The organism is Sphingomonas sp. UYEF23 (assembly GCF_040546165.1).
GTDB lineage: Bacteria > Pseudomonadota > Alphaproteobacteria > Sphingomonadales > Sphingomonadaceae > Sphingomonas > Sphingomonas glacialis.
This window is the reverse complement of record NZ_JBEPNG010000004.1, coordinates 41,640-59,349: the sequence shown is the minus strand read 5'-3', so window position 1 is coordinate 59,349 and position 17,710 is coordinate 41,640. Positions and strand designations below refer to the sequence as shown.

Genomic DNA, 17,710 nt, shown 5'->3' with positions numbered 1-17,710 from the left:
CGAGGACGACCCAGGCGTAAGCGCCCTTAGTCCGCCACGCGCCGCCCCACGACATTCCCCGGCGGCGAATAGCGGCACACCAGATAATCGTCGCGCGCGCTGCTCGCGAGCGCGCAGCCGACCGCGCTGGTCCGCCGCCAGACGATCTGCGTGTAATGCGCGACATCCTGCCAGCGCCCCGTCGTGCTGATGTCGGGCACGACGCCTGCCCGGTAGCCGCGTCGCTCGTCGACCCAGAGCTGCACCATCTCGTCATAGCGATACGCGCCGCGCGATCCCATGAAGAGGTTCTCGCCCTCGGGGATCCGCCCGCGCACGCCGGTCGAATGCTTGAAGGCGCGCGTCTCGGCGAGCACCGCGGCATAGCGCGCGGCATCGTCGGCAAGTTCGGCGTTCCACGCCAGCGGCGGCGCGCCGACCGCGGCGCGCGCACGATTGTGCCCGTCGAGCATCGCGCGCTGCAGCAGCGATTCGCCGCGCGCAGCGGACGCCTCGCTCAGTCGTGGCTCGGTGACGCGCGGCGGTTCGTCCGGGTCGGACGCGGCGCATCCCGCCAGTCCCGCCACCAGGGCCAGCGCAAGCCAGTGAACGCGCATCTTTCGTAATCTCCTCGAAACGCCCATAGGCTCCGGTTGATGAATGCCTCCGAAACGCCCCTGCTAACGCCGCCGCTCGCGCTTTATGTCCATTGGCCGTTCTGCGTGTCGAAATGCCCTTATTGCGATTTCAACAGCCATGTCCGCGAGAGCGTCGACCAGGCGGCGTGGCGCGACGCTTTGCTCGCCGACCTCGCCTATGAGGCCGCAGCGCTGCCCGGACGGCGGCTCGGGTCGATCTTCTTCGGCGGTGGCACGCCCTCGCTGATGCCGCCCGCGACGGTCGCGGCGATCATCGATGCGGCGACCGCTTATTGGCCTCCGGAGCCCGATATCGAGATCACGCTCGAGGCCAATCCCTCCTCGGTCGAGGCGGCGCGCTTTGCCGATATCGCGCGCGCCGGGGTCAACCGCGTTTCGCTCGGCCTGCAGGCGCTCGACGACCAAGCGCTGGTGTTCCTGGGCCGGGCGCACGGGGTCGACGAAGGCCTCGCCGCGCTGGCGACCGCGCAAGCGGCCTTTGCGCGCGTCAGCTTCGACCTGATCTATGCGCGCCCCGGCCAGACGCTCGCGGCCTGGGATGCCGAGCTCACCCGCGCGCTGTCGTTCGGGACCGAGCATCTCTCGCTCTACCAGCTGACGATCGAACCCGGCACGCGCTTTGCGACCGAGGCGGCGGCGGGGCGGATCGTCATTCCCGATGGCGATTCCGCGGCCGACCTGTTCGAGGCGACGCGCGCGGCGACCGCGGCGGCGGGGCTGCCGGCGTATGAGATTTCGAACCATGCGCGGCTGGGGGCGGAGAGCCGCCACAACCTCGTCTATTGGCGCTACCGCGATTATGCCGGTGTCGGTCCGGGCGCGCACGGGCGACGCGGTGGCCTCGCGACCGCGCGGCACAAGAAGCCCGAGAACTGGATCGGCGCGGTCGCGCGCAACGGCCACGGCGCGCAGATCGAGCAGCCGCTGGTGCCGGGCGAGCGCTCGACCGAAGCGCTGCTGATGGGGTTGCGGTTGCGCGAAGGGGTCGATCTCGCGCGGATCGCAGGGCTTGGCGAGACGACAGTCGAGGCGCTGATCGACTGGACGGCGGCGGCGCGGCTCGACACGCAGGGCTTGATTGCACGCTCTGGCGACCATCTGCGCGTCACCGAGGCGGGGATGCTGCTGCTCGATGCGATCCTGCCATTGATCGTCCTAAGCCCCTCCCCTTCAGGGGAGGGGCTTTAGAAGGTTAGAACCCGCTCGGCGCGGGCGATACCGTCACCGTCGTTCCGCTGTGGATCTCCTGCACTTCGAGCGCACGCTCGGCGACATTGTCGCGGCCGAAGCGGAATGCGCCGTCGATCCCTGAAAAACCGCCGCGATCCTTGAGCCGGTCCTCGGGGAACGCCGCGCCCATCGGCCAGTCGCGCATGATGCGGATCGTGAGCAGCACCGAATCATAGCCGAGGCTCGACAACCGGAACGGCGCCGCGCCGAAGCGGGCGCGGTATTTTGCGGCATATTGGCGGTACAGCCCGTCCGAGACGCTCGCGAACCACGCGCCCTCGAGCGCTGGCTTGCTCGCGATCGAACTTTCCGAATTCCACAATTCGGTGCCGAGGATGCGCGCGCCGCCCATGCCGTTGCGCCGCAGCACGGGGACACCCGCCGCCGCCGCAGAGCCGCCATCGGCGATCAGGATCGCCTGATACGGTGCGCTCTTGGCCATCCGCGTGATCGCCGCGGTCATCGAGCCCGGCGCGCGATCATAGGTCTGCAGCGCGCCGACGCGGCCGCCGGCCGATTCGACCGCACGCAGGAACGCGGTCGAGGCGCGTTCGCCGTACACGCCGTTGGGGACGAGGCCGCCGAAGCTCGCCACGCCCTGGTCGTGCGCATATTTGACGACGCGGATGATAGACTGCGCGGGGACATAGCCCATCAAATACGCGCCGTTGCCCGCCGCGGTGGCATCGTTCGAGAAGCTCACCACGGGAACGCCGGCGCGCCGCGCGATCGGCGTCACCGCGCGGACGTCGTCGGCGAGCAAGGGGCCGAGAATCAGCTGGTTGCCATCGGCAAGCGCGCGCTGCGCGGCCTGCGCGGCACCGGCGGCGGTGTCGTAGCTGGTGATGCGGACGCGCTCGTTGCGCGAATCGAGCAGGGCCATCTGCGTGGCGTTGGCCAGACTCTGCCCGACGCCGGCATTCGCCCCCGAGAGCGGCACGAGCAAGGCGACGCGGTGGCGCTGCGTATCGGTCGGGATGCCCGGCTCGACCGCAGGCTGCTGGCTCTGCGACGGGCGCTCGGCCGGGGGGCGCCGCGATGGGCCGGGCCCGGGCACGACCGTCTGGCAGCCCGCGAGCAGCACCGCGCCGACCAACGCTGCCCCGCGCAAAAGCCGCTTAAACCCGATGGGACGTTGCGCGCCCATATCCCGCTCTGCCATGACCACTCCCGATGAACCCTGATCTTTCCCCCGGCCTCTACATCGTTGCCACCCCGATCGGCAATCTCGGCGATCTCACGCCGCGTGCGGCGCATATCCTCAGCTACGCCGCGATCATCGCGGTCGAGGACAGCCGGGTGACGGGCAAGCTGCTGAACCATATCGGCGTCAAGCGACCGATGACGCCGTATCACGACCACAATGCCGAGGATGTCCGCCCCGGCCTGATCGCCCGCATGGGGACCGAGGCGGTGGCGCTGGTGTCCGATGCGGGGACGCCGCTGATTTCCGACCCGGGCTACAAGCTGGTGCGCGATGCGCGCGCGGCGGGGCATACGGTGTGGACGATCCCGGGGCCGTGCGCGGCGGTGGCGGCGCTGACGCTCGCGGGGTTGCCGACCGATCGCTTCCTGTTCCTCGGCTTCCTGCCGTCAAAGGCGCAAGCGCGCGCCGCCGCGATCGCCGAGGTGGCGGCGGTACGCGCGACGCTGGTGCTGTACGAATCGGGCCCGCGGCTCGGCGTGATGCTGGCGGCGCTCGCCGAGGGGCTCGGCGAGCGCGAAGCGGCGGTGACGCGCGAGATCACCAAGCATTTCGAGGAAGCGGTGACGGGGACGTTGTCGCAGCTCGCCGCGCGCTATGCCGATGCGCCGCCCAAGGGCGAGATCGTCGTCGTGGTGGCAGGCCCCGGCGCGCCCGAAGCAGCGAGCGCGGCGGATGCCGACAGCGCGCTCGCCGAGGCGCTGACGCGGCTGTCGACCGGGCAGGCGGCGAGCGAAGTGGCCAAGGCGCTGGGGTTGGATCGCAAGACGCTCTACGCGCGGGCGCTGGAGCTGAAGGCGTAGTGGCTCCTCCTCCCCTCCCGCTTGCGGGAGGGGTTAGGGGAGGGCATGTTCAGGCGTGCCGCGCGACATCCCCTCCCCTAGCCCCTCCCGCAAGCGGGAGGGGAATGCGAAGCGGCAAGCGGCCGAAGCCTCCGGTCGTCGCGGCGAGCGCTTGGCCGGCTGGTGGCTGCGCCTCAAGGGCTGGCAAATCCTCGCGCGGCGCGTGCGCACGCCCGCTGGCGAAGTCGATCTGATCGCGCGCAAGGACAAGCTGGTCGCCTTTGTCGAAGTGAAAATGCGCGCCACCGCCGCCGAACTCGACTTCGCGATCGACGAGCGCCGCCTCGCTCGCGTCGCCGCCGCCGCCGAATATCTGATGCCGACCTATGCCGCGCCGGGCGACGACATCCGTGTCGATGTCATCCTGCTCGCGCCGGGCACGCAGCCGCGCCACATCGAGAATGCGTGGATCGGGTGACATCGCAGGCTCGGCACCTTAGATGCGCTTTGCCCCAACCGTCATGCCAGCTCAGGCTGGCATCTCGCGGTTGACGCGCAGCGCCCGCGCCACAGAGACCCCAGCCTTCGCTGGGGTGACGGCAAGCGGCAGGAGTCGAACATGTCCCTCACTGTCGCCGTCCAGATGGATCCGATCGCGCATATCAACATCGCGGGCGATTCGACCTTCGCGCTGATGCTCGCCGCGCAGCAGCGCGGGCACAAACTGTTCCACTACAATGCCGAAGACCTTAACTATGCGAACGGCCGCGTCTGGACCAAGGCCGACCCCGTCACCGTGCAGCGCGTCGTCGGCGATCATTACAGTTTCGGCGAACCCGTCAGCCTCGATCTCGGCGACGAGGCCGACGTCGTGCTGATGCGGCAGGATCCGCCGTTCGACCTCGGCTACATCACCGCGACGCACCTGCTCGAGCGGATCGCGCACAAGACGCTGGTGGTCAACGACCCCGCCTCGGTCCGCAATGCGCCCGAGAAGGTGTTCGTGCTCGATTACCCGCAGTTCATGCCGCCGACGCTCGTCACGCGCAGCCTCGACGAGGCGCGTGCCTTCCTCGCGCAGCACGGCGAGATCGTCATCAAGCCGCTCCACGGCAATGGCGGCAAGGCGATCTTCAAGGTCGGGTCGGACGGCGCGAACCTGTCGGCGCTGATCGAGGTGTTCAACACGATGTGGCGCGAGCCGCACATGGTGCAGGCGTTCCTTCCCGCGGTCGCCAAGGGTGACAAGCGGATCGTGCTGATCGACGGCGAAGTCGCCGGCGCGATCAACCGGCTGCCCGGCGAGGGCGAGATCCGCTCGAACCTCGCGGTCGGCGGGTCGGCGGTGAAGACCGAACTCACCGAGAAAGAGCGCGAGATCTGTGCGGTGCTCGGGCCGGAGCTCAAGAAGCGCGGGCTGCTGTTCGTCGGGATCGACGTGATCGGCGGCGAGTGGCTGACCGAGATCAACGTCACCTCGCCGACCGGGATCGTCGCGATCGAGCGGTTCGACGGGACCGATGTGGCGGGGCTGATCTGGGACGCGATCGAGCGGAATGTTGCAGCGCGTGGGTGATTCGTCTTCTTCCCCCCTCCCGCTTGCGGGAGGGGTCGGGGGTGGGCGCGCGCTATCAGCGGGCGCTAGCGTCGAGAGCGCGTGCCCACCCCCAGCCCCTCCCGCAAGCGGGAGGGGAGTCAGGTAAGTGACCGACTTCATCGTCAACCTGACGGCGTGGGGCGGCTATTTCGGCATCTTCGTGCTGATGGTGCTCGAGAACGTCTTCCCGCCGATCCCCTCCGAAGTGATCATGGGGCTGGGCGGGATCGCGGTCGCGCGCGGGCAGATGACGCTCGTCCCGCTGATCGTCGCGGGCACCGTTGGAACCGTCGTCGGCAATTATTTCTGGTACGCCATCGGCTATCGGCTCGGCTATCACCGGCTGCGGCCGTTCGTCGATCGCTATGGCCGCTGGCTGACGCTCGACTGGCAGCATGTCGTCCAGCTGGAAGCCTTCTTCCGGTCGCGCGGGCAGTGGGTGGTGTTCGTGTTTCGCTTCATGCCCGCGTTCCGCACGATGGTGTCGCTGCCCGCCGGGATGGCGCGGATGTCGCATTTGCGCTTCCTGCTGTGGACTGCGGCGGGATCGGCGATCTGGAACACCGGGCTGGCGTTTGCGGGATATTATCTCGGCGCGAATTTCCGCGAGCTCGATCGGTTTATCGGGCCTGCCGCGATCGCGCTGACGGTGGCGATCGTGGTTGGCTATCTGTGGCGGCTGCTGCGCTGGAAACCGCGCGCCTAAGGCTTGGCCGCGCGCCCTCCCCCACCGTCACCCCGGGCTTGTCCCGGGGTCCACCGGGATACGCGCCCTGCCGGCGAGGCTCGCGCGGAGCGGTGGACCCCGGCACGAGGCCGGGGTGACGAAAAAGCGCCTAAGCCCGCGGATGCGCGTTGCGGTAGACGTCGAGCAGATGCGCGGCATCGACTTGCGTATAGATCTGCGTCGAACTCAGACTCGCATGCCCGAGCAGCTCCTGCAGCGCGCGCAGATCGGCGCCGCGCCCGAGCAGGTGCGTCGCGAACGAATGCCGCAGCGCGTGCGGCGTCGTGCGATCGGGCAGCCCGAGCCGCACCCGCGCGCCTTGCACCGCGCGCCGCACCAGCCGCGGCGACAGCGGCCCGCCCTTCGCGCCGCGGAAGATCGGCGCGTCGCGCGCGGTGCCGTACGGACTGAGCGCGACATACGCCTCGACCGCTTCGCGCACCTGCGGGAGCAGCGGCACGATCCGCGTCTTGTCACGCTTGCCCGTGACGACGAGCGTCGCGCCGAGCGGGAGCACCGCGCCGGTCAGCGACAGCGCCTCGGCAACGCGCAAGCCCGCGCCGTACAGCAGCAGCAACACCGCGAGGTCGCGCGCGCCGATCCACGGTTCGCTGGCATCGTCGGCGACATCGTCGGCGAGCGCGACAGCTTCGTCGGGCGACACCGGGCGCGGCACGCCTTTCTTGACGCGCGGGCCCTTGAGCCGCGGCGTGGTGCCCTCGCCCGTCGCGAAGGTGAGGAAGCCGCGCACCGCCGACAGTTCGCGCGCGGCGGACGCGTTGCTCAGCCCGTCGCTGCGGCGCTGGGCGAGAAAGGCGCGCAGATCGGCAGTGTCGGTCCGGGCGAGCGCGGTACGGTCTACGGCCTCGCCCCAATGCTGGGTGAGGAACCCACACAGCCGCGTCGCGGTCGCCTCATAGGCGCGCACGGTGTGGACCGAACGCCGCCGGTCGCGCGCGAGGTGCTCGGCGTAGAGGCGGGGGAGGTCTGACATGGCGGGGGTGTAGCGGACCTCACCCACCGCCGTCACCCCGGCCTCGTGCCGGGGTCTACCCAGTCGCGGGCGCGACGCCGCTTATCCTGCAGCAACCTCGCGGCGTGGTGGACCCCGGCACAAGGCCGGGGTGACGAACCGGTTGGAAACACTCGCCCCCTTTGCACCCGCCCCCTCGACCCGCCATATGCGCTCCATGTCCCGCGCCCGCGTTCTCGTCCTCAACTCCGCGCTCGGCCCGCTCGATTACCGCGTGCCGCATGGCATGAGCGTCGAGCCGGGCTCGGTGGTCGTCGCGCCGCTCGGCCCGCGCCAGTTGCTTGGCGTGGTGTGGGAGCCCGAGCGGATGCCATCCGACGCCGAAGTCGGCGACAACCGGCTGCGCAACCTCGTCGGCGTCGCGCCGGTGCCGCCGCTCGCCGCGCCGCTGCGGCGGCTGATCGAATGGACCGCGGACTATTATCTCGCGTCGCCTGCAGCGGTGGTGCGGATGGCGCTGTCGTCGACCTCGGCGCTCGAGGGCAGCAAGACGATCACCGAATATCGCGCGACCGGCGAAGTCCCTGCGCGCCTGACGCCGCAGCGCGAGCAGGCGCTCGAAAAGATCGGCAGCTTCCAGGGCCTGATCCGCGAGCTCGCCGCGCTTGGCGAGGTGTCCGACGCGGTGATCCGCGGGCTGGTCAAGGTCGGCGCGCTCGAGGCGGTCGAGGTCGATATCGACAGCCCCTTCCCCGCCCCCGATCCCGATTTCGCAGCACCCGCGCTCTCGCCCGACCAGCGCGCGGCCTCGGGCACGCTCGTCGCCGACGTCACCGCGCGTGCGTTCGCACCGACCTTGCTCGACGGCGTCACCGGCTCGGGCAAGACCGAGGTCTATTTCGAAGCGGTTGCCGCCGCGATTCGCGAGAACCGCCAGTGCCTTGTGTTGCTCCCCGAGATCGCGCTGACCGAGCCCTTCCTCAAGCGCTTCGCCGCGCGCTTCGGCGTCCAGCCGGTGGCGTGGCATTCGGGGCTGCGCCAGTCGCAGCGGCGGCGCGCGTGGCGCGGCATCGCCAGCGGGCAAGCGCTCGTCACCGTCGGCGCGCGCTCGGCGCTGTTCCTGCCCTATGCCAATCTCGGGCTGATCGTCGTCGACGAAGCGCACGAGACGAGCTTCAAGCAGGAAGAGGGCGTGCATTATCACGCCCGCGACGTCGCGGTGATGCGCGGCAAGTTCGAGGAGATCCCGGTGATCCTCGCCTCGGCCACGCCCGCGATCGAGACGCGCCAGCAAGTCGCGCTCGGCCGCTATGCCGAGGTCAAGCTTCCCGGCCGCTGGGGCGCCGCCGAGATGCCCGCGATCGAGGCGATCGACTTGATCGCCGAACCGCCCGAACGCGGCCGCTGGATCGCGCCGCGCCTCGTGAAAGCGATGGAGGAGACGCTGGAGCGGCGCGAACAGTCGCTGCTGTTCCTCAACCGCCGCGGCTACGCGCCCCTCACCTTGTGCCGCACCTGCGGCCACCGCTTCCAATGCCCCAATTGCACCGCGTGGATGGTCGAGCACCGCCTCGTCCGCAGGCTCGCGTGCCACCATTGCGGCCATACCGAGCCAGTCCCGAAGATCTGCCCCGAATGCCATAACGAGGATACGCTGGCGGCAGTCGGCCCGGGGGTCGAGCGCATCGCCGACGAAGTGACCGAACTGTTCCCCACCGCCAAGATCGCGGTGGTCACCTCGGACACGATGTGGTCGCCCGCCAAGGCCGCCGAGTTCGTGGCACGGATGGAGGCGCACGACATCGACATCGTCGTCGGAACGCAGCTGGTGACCAAGGGCTATCACTTCCCCAACCTCACGCTGGTGGGGGTGATCGACGCCGATCTCGGGCTCGATGGCGGCGATCTGCGCGCGAGCGAGCGCACATTTCAGCAGATCTGCCAGGTCGCCGGCCGCGCCGGGCGCGGCGCCAAGCCGGGGCATGTCTACATCCAGACGCACAGCCCCGATGCGGCGGTGATGAAAGCGCTCGTCTCGGGCGATACGGAGGCGTTCTACAGCGCCGAGACCGAGCATCGCCGCGAGGCCAATGCGCCGCCGTTCGGGCGTTTCGCAGGCATCGTCGTGTCGAGCGAGGACCAGCAGGCGGCGCTCGAAACCGCGCGGCTGATCGGCCGCGCCGCGCCGCAGCTCGAGGCGATGGAGGTCTACGGCCCCGCCCCTGCCCCGCTCGCGATGCTGCGCGGGCGCCACCGCTTCCGCCTGTTGATCCACGCCAAGCGCGGGCTGGCGGTGCAGGACGTCGTGCGCGACTGGCTCGGCGGGCTCGACTGGCCGAGCAAGGTGCGCGTCGTCGTCGATGTCGATCCGTACAGCTTCGTATGACCTAGCTTGCCGTGCCCGCACCCGGCCGATACGCTGACCGGCGACACTTGGCGGGGGCTGAAACATGGTACGGAAATGGGTATGTGCGGCGCTGTTGGCGGCCACGTCGAGCGCTGCCGGCGCGACGTGGCGGACGGCCACTTCGACCAATTTCATCGTCTATACCGAGGGGAGCGAAACGAGCGCGCGCGCGCTGGCGGAGCGGCTCGAAAAGTATGAGAACGTGCTGCGGGTCATCTCCGGCGCCAAGACGACCCCGAATACGACTCCGATCCGAGTCTTCATGGTACCCAGCCAGACTGCGGTGCAGGACACGATGCCGTTCCCCAGCAGCGGCGTCGCAGGCTATTATGACGACGACATTCGCGGATCGTACACCGTCATGCCGCGCGCCGGGATCGAAGGAGATGACGGCTCGTTCGCGCAGGTCGTGCTGTTCCACGAACTGGCGCACCAGTTCATGTTCCACAACTTTTCGGGCGCCTACCCGACTTGGTATATCGAGGGCTTTGCCGACTATTACGGCACGACCAAGATCGGCGCAAAGGATGTAACGACGGTCGGGATCCCGCTGGAGAACCGCTACAAGTCGCTGAACGACAACGCCTGGATACCGATCTCGCAAGTCCTCTCGGCCCGCCGGTACAGCGATGTGACCAACGTCTATCTGCTTTATGCCGAGGGCTGGCTGCTCGTGCACTATCTCTCGACGACGCAGAAGCGGCCCGGCCAGCTGACCGCCTATCTCAAGGCGATCAACGACGGCAGCAGCTTCGAGGCCGCGGCGACCAAGGCGTTCGGCAATGTTTCGGCGCTCGATGCGGAATTGCGCGACTATGCGGCGGTACGAAACCACCAGGTGCTCGATCTGCCGTTCAAGAAGCTCGATCCCGGCCCGATCACGGTTCAGACGCTGAGCCCCGCGCAAAGCGCGCTCGTCCCCTTCCAGATCCGGCTGAGCGCGGGTGTCCCCGCTGCCAATTTCGCCGATTTCGAACAGCGGCTCGGCAGCGTCGTGGCCTCCTATCCCGATGATCCGTCGGCGCTCGCGGTGCTGAGCGATGCGCAAATGCTCGTCCAGCATCACGATGCGGCGCGCGCCACCGTCGCGCATTGGCTGAAGGTCGCGCCGCAGGATCCGCGCGCGCTGATGTTCCAGGGAATGCTCGATGTGGAGGGACTGCGTGTCGCCAAGGTCACCGATCCGGCACGCTGGACCGCCGCGCGCCAGTCGATCCTCGCCGCCAACCGGCTTGCGCCGCACACGCCCCGCATCCTCAAGGCCTATTATGAGAGCTTTACCGCACAGGGCGTGCTGCCGCCTGCGGGGGCGCAGAACGGCTTGCTCGCCGCCTTCGACACGATGCCGGAAAACGCCGAGCTGCGGCGGATGGTCGCGTCCGATTTCGAGGCCCGCGACATGCTCGACGATGCGATCGACACGATCCGGCCGCTGGCCTTCAGGACACGCGCGAGCGGCGAACAGAGCGCCAAGGACAAGGCGCGCGACGACAAGCTGTCGGTGAAATACCGGCTCGCCGGCGCGGGGGCCAAGGAGGAGACCGCGCGCGAAATGCTCGAGCGGCTCGAGAAGCGGCGCGCGGGGGGTGCCAAGGCGGCTAAACCGGCGGGAAGCTGACGCGCGCCGAGACGCGATCGACTCACGCCGCCGGCGGCGGCACGGCGATCGGCGCCCGCTCGCCCGCCGCGACGGGCCGCCGGTCGCCGGCCAGGATGCGGTCGTTCATCCAGGCGAGCAGGATCGGGTCGATCGGGTTCTGGAAGGCGAGGCCCGCGGTGTCGTTGCGGCACCAGGCGACGGTCGTGACGACGACCGTGTTGCCGATCGTCAGGATCAGGCCGCCCTGGTGCTGCAGCGGCGGCAGGCTGCCCCGGATCAGCGCGCCGCGCGTGGAAATGTTGGCGATCTCGACCAGCGTCTGGACGATCCCGTAGCCGCCCACCGAGCCGTGCAGCGCGACGCCGTGGCGCAGCAAGCCGCGCTGGTCGCCCGGCGGAGCGCGGCGATCGAGTTCCGCCATCGCCACCGTCGCCAGCGCGGCCAATTGCCGCCGCTCGCGCGCGCAAAAATCCGCGCGTGGAACCGAATCGGTGATGCAGACCGTGCCGATGTTGAAACCGCCCGGCGTCGTCAGCGGCGCGCCAGCGTAGAACCGGATGTGCGGCGCGTGCACCACCAGTGCATTTTCGTTGAAGCGCGGATCGACCATCGCGTCGGGGACGACCATCGGCGCGTTCGACAGGATCGTATGCGCGCAAAAGGCGTCCTCGCGCCGGGTCTCGGCAAAATCGATTCCGCGCCGCGCCTTCAACCATTGCCGGTCGTCGTCGACGAACGACACCGCGCTCGACGGCACGCTGAACACGCGTTGCGCGATCCGCACGACATCGTTGAACACGGACTCGGGTGCGGTATCGAGGATCGCATAGCGTTTCAGGGCGTCGAGCCGGGACGCCTCATCGTCCGGGACAGGAAAGCGTCGATCGACGAGCATGACGAACTTTCGAAACCTCTCTCACGCTACGGCGTAAGCTGGCTCGCTCGCAAAATCCTGTCCGGTCTTTTACAGTATGAAGCAGCGATTCCCCTGACCAAGAACAGCTGCATCCTGGCCTCGTAGCGGCTTTTCGCGACCGGATTTTCCGGCTGCATATGTCCGGCATACCGGATCGTGCTCCCCGTCGCTGGCGTAACGCTGGCCGGTCGGCGCCGTGGTGGCTGAAGGCACGCCCCCGGGCTCGGGCCAGCGTGCGAATGCCTCGGGCACGCACTTTCCCCTGTCCCGCGCGGCGCGATCCTGTCAGAATCGCGGCCATGTCCTGCCTGACCTCCGTCTTCCCCGCCGACAGCGGCCGTCGCGCCGCGTCGCGCCAGATCCTTCGCCTTTTCCTTCTGCGGTCTTGGGCGATGGTCATCGCGGTGCTGGCGACGGCACTGCTCTCGGCAGCACCGGCACGCGCCGACGATATCTCCGCCACTGCGCGCGGGGTGGTGCGCGTCGTGACGATCGCGATCGTCGATGATGAAGTCGTCGGCTTCGGGCACGGCAGCGGTTTCGCTGTGGCGCCCAACCGGATCGTTACCAACGCGCATGTCGTCGAACTGCTGGCGCGCTATCCCGGCAATGTCGTGATCGGCATCGTGCCGTCGGAGGGCTCGAAAAGCTATCAGGGCAAGGTCATCGCGCTCGATACCGTGCACGACCTCGCGCTGATCGAATTCACCGGCAAGCCGATCCCGACCACCGCAATCTATACCGGGCCGGTCGACGAGGGGAGCATGGTCACCGCGCTCGGCTATCCCGGCAATGTCGACATGGCGACCGCGAAATCGGCGGTCGATTACATTCATCCCCTCTCGCCGATCCGGTCCGAAGGCGTGTTTTCGGGGCGGCGGCAGATGTCGGGGACCGCCGTTTTGCTCCACACCGCGCAGATCGCGCGCGGCAATTCGGGCGGGCCTTTGCTCGATCGGTGCGGGCGCGTGATCGGTGTCAATTCGGCGATCACGCGCGACGAGGAAGGCGATTCGAGCTTCGGCTTCGCGATCGCCAATAGCGAGCTCACCGCCTTCCTCATCCGCGCCAAGCAACCCTATGCCGCGGTCGGCACGCCGTGCACGAGCATCGCCGACATCGACAAGGTCGATGCGCAGGCCGAGGCCAAGGCCGCCGCGCTCGCCGACGGCGCGCGGCGCGATGCCGCGGGCAAGGCGCTGGTCGCGCGCGATGCCGCCTGGATCGCCGCGCGCGACGCCGCCGATCGGCACCGCGAGAACGTCATGGCGATCGCCACGCTGCTGCTCGTGCTCGGCGCGATGGCGATCGGCGCGGGCGGGCTGCTCGATGCGCAGGCGCTGCGGCGCGGGGCGATCTGGGCATGGGGGGTCGGCGCGCTGATGATGGCGGGCGCGGTCGTGCTCTTCCTGCTGCGCCCGACGGGGACGCCGATGCTTGCCACTCCCAGCGAAACCGCGAGGATCGACTCGCCCGTCGCGCCGATGTCGTCGCGCGCGCCGCTCGGCAAGCTGGTGTGCCACCTGGTGCCCGAGCGCAGCCGCGTCGTCTCCTCGGCGACGACCGACACGGTGATCGACTGGGGCCAGGCGGGCTGCATGAACGGCCGCACGCAATATGCCGAGAATGGCAGCAAATGGGATCGCATCCTGGTGCCCGCACAGGAGCAGACGGTGTCGGTGCTGCAGTTCGACCCGGCGACGCGCAGCTATGTCACGACGCGCTATTTCCTCGGGTCCGACCAGATGGACGATATCCGCAAAATCCGCGCGCAAGTGACGCTCAAGGCGTGCTCGCCCGACGAAGCCGGACGCGCCAACCTCGCTTCGCAACAGGCCGCGATCCGCACGAGCCTGCCCGCACGGCCGAACGAGAAGATCGTCTATCAGTGCGAGGCGGCGCAGGCCGGCGGGCCGCCCGCTTCCGCAGTGCCCGTCGAGTAACGGCGCGGAGCGTCTACGCTACGCCCTCGCGATCGCGCAGCGCGACCTTGCGGTCGATCCCGTAAGCATAGCCGCCGAGCGTCCCGTCGCTGCGCTGGGCACGGTGGCATGGCACGACGATCGACACGGGGTTGGCGCCGCACGCGCTCCCCGCCGCGCGGACGGCCTTGGGGGTGCCCGCGGCGGCGGCGAGCTCGGCATAGCTGCGTGTCTCGCCCAAGGGGATTTCGCGCAGTGCCTGCCAGATCGCCTCCTGGAACGCCGTCCCGCGGACGTCGAGCGGCAGATCCTGATCGCGCTCGGGCGATTCGACGCTGGCAACGACGCGCGCGGCGAGATCGGCGAGCGCCGCGCCACCGGGGACGATCGCGGCGTGCGGGAAGCGGGCGCGCAACGCGCCCTCGTCCTCGTCGAACGAGACGCGGCACAGCCCCTTGTCGGTCGCCGCGACGAGCATCGCGCCGAGCGAAGTCTCAGCGAGGATCCAGCGGATCGTCACCCCCTCGCCACCGCGCTGCCACGCGCTCGGGCTCATGCCGAGGCGCTTGGCGCCGCCTTCATAGAACCGGCTCGGGGCGGAATAGCCGGCTTCGTAGATCGCAGCGGTCACGGTGCTATCTTCTGTCAGCGCCCGGGCGGCGCGGCCCGCCATCAACCCGCGTGCGTAAGCGGCAGGCGTCACGCCCGTCGCGCGCTTGAACAGCCGGTGGAAATGGTGCGGCGCATAGCCGACGCACGCCGCGATCGTGTCGAGCGCGACCAGTTCGTCGGCCGCCTCGATCAGCGCGATGGCGCGCGCCACCGCGATCCGGTCGCGCCCGACCGCGTCGGGGGTGCAGCGCAGACACGCGCGGAAGCCCGCGCCCCGCGCTTCCTCGGGCGTGCGGTAGAAGTCCATGTTCTCGCGCTTGGGGCGCCGCGCCGGGCAGCTCGGCTTGCAATAGATTCCGGTGGTCTTCACCGCGCCGACGAAGCGGCCATCGGAATGCCGGTCGCGCGCTTCGAAGGCGCGCCACGCGGCGTCTGGGTCGAGCGGGAGGCGCGGCATGGTCATGCGGTCTTATGTACCCGCTGCCCCGTACCGCGCCATCCCGGCGCTTGCGCTCAAAGCGCAGCGTCAGCCCGCATTGGCGGCGAACAGCTCGAGCGTGCGTGCCTTGGCGAGCTTTGCGCTCTCGGCGTCATAGGCTTCGCGGCGGTCCGAATTGAAGCCGTGGCCCGCTTCGTAGACATAGACCGTCGCGTTGGGCCAATCCTTGGCGATGACCTTTTCGACGCCCTCCATCGGGATGCTCTGATCCTCGCGGCCGAAATGGAGGATGACGGGAACCTTGGGCTCCTCGTCGGCGGCGGCGGGGACCATGCTGCCGTAATAGGCCGAGGCCGCCGCGACGTTGTGCATCCGCGTCGCCGCGAACCACGCGACCGAACCGCCATAGCAATAGCCGACGACGAACACCGGGCCGTCCTTGGCGAGCGTGTCGACGCAGGTCTGGACGTCGGCGAGGCTGAGGTCGAACGGATGGACTTCGCGCGCGAGCTTGATGCCCTGCGCCATACCCTCGGCATCGTGGTCGGCCTCGAAGCCGGGATGCTCGCGGTCGAAGATCGCGGGCGCGAGCACTTCATAGCCATCGGCGGCGTACCCATCGCACAGGTCGCGAATGTGCGCGGTGACGCCGAAAATCTCCTGGACCAGCACCAGCCCGCCCTTGCGCGCGCCGCTCGGCTGCGCGTGATAGACGCCGATCGTGGCGCCGTCGGACATCGTCATCTGCTGCATCTGGCCGGTCATTCTACTCTCCGTCGCTGTCGCCCCGTGCTCGCGCCGCTAGCAACATTGCAGCGTCCACGGAAGCGCGATCAGGCGGCGCGGACGTCGGCCATCAGCTGGTTGATCTGCCCGCGCAGCCGCTCGACGCTGCCCGCGACATCCTCGGCGGTGCGCGTCACGTCGTCCGACGTCTGGCGCGAGCGCTGCGCGCGTTCGCGCAGCGTCTGCATGTTGGCGGCGGCGTCGGCCGTACCGTCCTCGACCTCGGCGATGGCGTAGGCGATCGCTTGCGTCATGCCGCGCTGCTGATCGACCGCGTGCGCGACATTGGCCGACGACTGATCGAGCTCGGCGACCAGCCCGTCGACCGATTCGATCGTAGCGAGTACGGTGTCGCTCGCGGTGCGCACGGCGGCGAGCCGCGCCTCGATCCGCCCCGCCGCGGTCTGCGTCTGGCGCGCGAGGCCCTTCACTTCCTCGGCGACGACCGCGAAGCCGCGCCCCGCCTCGCCCGCGCGCGCCGCCTCGATCGTCGCGTTCAAGGCGAGCAGATTGGTCTGCCCGGCGACCGCGGCGATCATGTCGAGCACGGCGGCAATCTCCGCCACCAGCGCCCCCATCGATTCGGCGTGCCCGCGCCCTTCGAGCGTGCGCTCGCGCACCGTCGCCACGCCGGCGCGCGATTCGTTCGCCGCACGGCTGATCCGCTCGATCGCGCCGGCAAGCGCGGTCGCCGATTGCGTGATCGTGCGGGCATTGTTCGCGCTTTGCTCGGTCAGCGCAGCGGTCGCCATCGCATGCTTCTCGGTCGTCCCCGCCTCGCTCGACATCGCCGCGGCGGTCTCGCGCAGCGCCGGGCCGGTCGAGGCGAGCTGGCGCACCGAGATCCCGGCGGTCCGCTCGAACACTTCGAACAGCGCGTCGAGATGCGCGGCGCGTTTCGCGCGCGCGGCGTCCTCGCGCCGCTCGTTGGCGTAGAGCGCGTCGGCGGTCCGACGCGCTTCCTCGCTCAGCCGGCGCGCATCGGCCGAGCGCTGCCGCGCAAACACCAGCGCGCGCGCGATGTCGCCGATCTCGTCGCTGCGGTCGAGTGCGGGGATCGGCGCGTCGGCGCGCTCGAGCGTGATGTCGCGCGTCGCCTCGGCGATCAGCGCGAGCGGGCGAACGACTCGCAGCGTCAGCATCCGCATTCCCCATACCGCCACGAGCAAGGCCGCTGCAGTGACGAAGGCGACGAGCAGAAAGACCTGGAGGAACCCGGCATCGAGCGCGGCTCGCTCGCGCGCTGCGTCGGCACGCAGATCGGTCATCAGCGTCGTGCTCGACGCGGTCAGCGGATCGATCGCGGCATAAAGCGGGCCGCTGACGAAAAAGTCGAGTTGGTCGATCCGTTTGGCGCGCAACAGGTCGTGGAGCGTATCGAGCGCGGCATCGGCATCGTGGCGCGCGGATTCGACGTGCGCGACCTGGCTCGCCCGCCGCGTATCGAGATGGTGGTGCGTGAACGCGCTCCAGTTGGTTGCGATCTCGGCACGCGTCGCCTGGATCGTCGCGATCGCGCCCGCCGCCGAGAGATTGCCGCTGCGCACCTTGTTCGCCGTCAGCAACGCATTGGCGTAGCTCGCATTGACACGCTGCAGCTCGCCGATCGGATACAAGCGATCGAGCACGAGCACGTTGACGCGGTGGCTGGTCGCGGCGGTGGTGCCGACCAGCGCGAGCGCGAGCAAAGCCTGGATTGCCAGCAACGCCGCGACGATCCGCCGCAGCTGGATACGCACGTTGCGCCCGCCGGCATCCCAGCGCGTGGCAAAACGGCCGATCCAGCGATCGAGCAGGGGGACCTTCGGAGCGAAAGCGATTCGTTTCATGTCCGACGCTATGGTCTCGAAGCTGCCAAGCAATGGTTAAGCGAATGT

At 69.2% G+C, this 17,710-nt stretch carries 15 protein-coding genes; 8 read left to right on the top strand and 7 right to left on the bottom strand.

Annotation, left to right across the window (positions count from 1 at the left end; genetic code table 11):
• Positions 1 to 26: 26 nt before the first annotated feature.
• Positions 27 to 596 (bottom strand): CAP domain-containing protein, encoded by a 570-nt coding sequence (locus ABIB28_RS09135; protein WP_354287906.1) that lies wholly within the window; start codon positions 594 to 596, stop codon positions 27 to 29.
• Between the two features lie 39 nt (positions 597 to 635).
• On the opposite strand from ABIB28_RS09135, the gene hemW reads away from it, so the two are divergent.
• Positions 636 to 1,826: a radical SAM family heme chaperone HemW gene (hemW, locus tag ABIB28_RS09130; RefSeq protein WP_354287905.1), complete on the top strand. Its 1,191-nt coding sequence runs from the start codon at positions 636 to 638 to the stop codon at positions 1,824 to 1,826.
• Positions 1,827 to 1,830: 4 nt separating this feature from the next.
• On the opposite strand, the gene ABIB28_RS09125 is transcribed toward hemW, so the two are convergent.
• The gene (locus ABIB28_RS09125) at positions 1,831 to 3,030 is read right to left on the bottom strand and encodes a penicillin-binding protein activator (protein ID WP_354287904.1); all 1,200 of its coding nucleotides are present in this window, start codon (positions 3,028 to 3,030) and stop codon (positions 1,831 to 1,833) included.
• A gap of 11 nt (positions 3,031 to 3,041) precedes the next feature.
• Here ABIB28_RS09125 and rsmI point away from each other — a divergent pair, with 11 nt between their 5' ends.
• From rsmI to ABIB28_RS09105, 4 genes are all read left to right on the top strand, one after another.
• On the top strand, positions 3,042 to 3,875 hold the full coding sequence (gene rsmI / locus ABIB28_RS09120) for a 16S rRNA (cytidine(1402)-2'-O)-methyltransferase (protein WP_133186379.1): 834 nt from the start codon (positions 3,042 to 3,044) through the stop codon (positions 3,873 to 3,875).
• A gap of 151 nt (positions 3,876 to 4,026) precedes the next feature.
• On the top strand, positions 4,027 to 4,332 hold the full coding sequence (locus tag ABIB28_RS09115; RefSeq protein ID WP_322162496.1) for a YraN family protein: 306 nt from the start codon (positions 4,027 to 4,029) through the stop codon (positions 4,330 to 4,332).
• 141 nt (positions 4,333 to 4,473) lie between these two features.
• Complete coding sequence (gene gshB, locus ABIB28_RS09110) at positions 4,474 to 5,430, top strand: glutathione synthase (protein ID WP_354287903.1); 957 nt, start codon at positions 4,474 to 4,476, stop codon at positions 5,428 to 5,430.
• 127 nt (positions 5,431 to 5,557) lie between these two features.
• Positions 5,558 to 6,157, top strand: coding sequence for a DedA family protein (locus tag ABIB28_RS09105; protein ID WP_354287902.1), 600 nt, complete (start codon positions 5,558 to 5,560; stop codon positions 6,155 to 6,157).
• A 130-nt stretch (positions 6,158 to 6,287) separates the two neighbouring features.
• Here the strand turns inward: ABIB28_RS09105 and ABIB28_RS09100 are convergent, their stop codons facing one another.
• Complete coding sequence (locus ABIB28_RS09100; RefSeq protein ID WP_354287901.1) at positions 6,288 to 7,172, bottom strand: tyrosine recombinase XerC; 885 nt, start codon at positions 7,170 to 7,172, stop codon at positions 6,288 to 6,290.
• Between the two features lie 187 nt (positions 7,173 to 7,359).
• Between ABIB28_RS09100 and ABIB28_RS09095 the strand changes: the two genes are divergently transcribed.
• Positions 7,360 to 9,537: a primosomal protein N' gene (locus ABIB28_RS09095; RefSeq protein ID WP_354287900.1), complete on the top strand. Its 2,178-nt coding sequence runs from the start codon at positions 7,360 to 7,362 to the stop codon at positions 9,535 to 9,537.
• A gap of 64 nt (positions 9,538 to 9,601) precedes the next feature.
• The gene (locus ABIB28_RS09090) at positions 9,602 to 11,176 is read left to right on the top strand and encodes a peptidase MA family metallohydrolase (protein ID WP_354287899.1); all 1,575 of its coding nucleotides are present in this window, start codon (positions 9,602 to 9,604) and stop codon (positions 11,174 to 11,176) included.
• A 22-nt stretch (positions 11,177 to 11,198) separates the two neighbouring features.
• On the opposite strand, the gene ABIB28_RS09085 is transcribed toward ABIB28_RS09090, so the two are convergent.
• Positions 11,199 to 12,053: a GAF domain-containing protein gene (locus ABIB28_RS09085; RefSeq protein ID WP_354287898.1), complete on the bottom strand. Its 855-nt coding sequence runs from the start codon at positions 12,051 to 12,053 to the stop codon at positions 11,199 to 11,201.
• A gap of 413 nt (positions 12,054 to 12,466) precedes the next feature.
• On the opposite strand from ABIB28_RS09085, the gene ABIB28_RS09080 reads away from it, so the two are divergent.
• On the top strand, positions 12,467 to 14,017 hold the full coding sequence (locus tag ABIB28_RS09080; RefSeq protein ID WP_354287897.1) for a S1C family serine protease: 1,551 nt from the start codon (positions 12,467 to 12,469) through the stop codon (positions 14,015 to 14,017).
• A gap of 13 nt (positions 14,018 to 14,030) precedes the next feature.
• Here the strand turns inward: ABIB28_RS09080 and ada are convergent, their stop codons facing one another.
• The 3 genes from ada to ABIB28_RS09065 form a co-directional block, all read right to left on the bottom strand.
• Complete coding sequence (ada, locus tag ABIB28_RS09075; protein WP_354287896.1) at positions 14,031 to 15,071, bottom strand: bifunctional DNA-binding transcriptional regulator/O6-methylguanine-DNA methyltransferase Ada; 1,041 nt, start codon at positions 15,069 to 15,071, stop codon at positions 14,031 to 14,033.
• A 63-nt stretch (positions 15,072 to 15,134) separates the two neighbouring features.
• A complete protein-coding gene (locus ABIB28_RS09070) occupies positions 15,135 to 15,812 on the bottom strand; it encodes a dienelactone hydrolase family protein (RefSeq protein WP_354287895.1) in 678 nt (225 codons plus the stop codon).
• Positions 15,813 to 15,880: 68 nt separating this feature from the next.
• Complete coding sequence (locus ABIB28_RS09065; RefSeq protein WP_133186363.1) at positions 15,881 to 17,662, bottom strand: methyl-accepting chemotaxis protein; 1,782 nt, start codon at positions 17,660 to 17,662, stop codon at positions 15,881 to 15,883.
• Positions 17,663 to 17,710 lie beyond the last annotated feature (48 nt).

Coding starts and splice junctions, on each gene's coding strand:
- ABIB28_RS09135 (WP_354287906.1), bottom strand. CDS start 596: ATGCGCGTTCACTGGCTTGCGCTGGCCCTGGTGGCGGGACTGGCGGGA.
- hemW (WP_354287905.1), top strand. CDS start 636: ATGAATGCCTCCGAAACGCCCCTGCTAACGCCGCCGCTCGCGCTTTAT.
- ABIB28_RS09125 (WP_354287904.1), bottom strand. CDS start 3,030: ATGGCAGAGCGGGATATGGGCGCGCAACGTCCCATCGGGTTTAAGCGG.
- rsmI (WP_133186379.1), top strand. CDS start 3,042: ATGAACCCTGATCTTTCCCCCGGCCTCTACATCGTTGCCACCCCGATC.
- gshB (WP_354287903.1), top strand. CDS start 4,474: ATGTCCCTCACTGTCGCCGTCCAGATGGATCCGATCGCGCATATCAAC.
- ABIB28_RS09100 (WP_354287901.1), bottom strand. CDS start 7,172: ATGTCAGACCTCCCCCGCCTCTACGCCGAGCACCTCGCGCGCGACCGG.
- ABIB28_RS09095 (WP_354287900.1), top strand. CDS start 7,360: ATGCGCTCCATGTCCCGCGCCCGCGTTCTCGTCCTCAACTCCGCGCTC.
- ABIB28_RS09090 (WP_354287899.1), top strand. CDS start 9,602: ATGGTACGGAAATGGGTATGTGCGGCGCTGTTGGCGGCCACGTCGAGC.
- ABIB28_RS09085 (WP_354287898.1), bottom strand. CDS start 12,053: ATGCTCGTCGATCGACGCTTTCCTGTCCCGGACGATGAGGCGTCCCGG.
- ABIB28_RS09080 (WP_354287897.1), top strand. CDS start 12,467: ATGGTCATCGCGGTGCTGGCGACGGCACTGCTCTCGGCAGCACCGGCA.
- ada (WP_354287896.1), bottom strand. CDS start 15,071: ATGACCATGCCGCGCCTCCCGCTCGACCCAGACGCCGCGTGGCGCGCC.
- ABIB28_RS09070 (WP_354287895.1), bottom strand. CDS start 15,812: ATGACCGGCCAGATGCAGCAGATGACGATGTCCGACGGCGCCACGATC.
- ABIB28_RS09065 (WP_133186363.1), bottom strand. CDS start 17,662: ATGAAACGAATCGCTTTCGCTCCGAAGGTCCCCCTGCTCGATCGCTGG.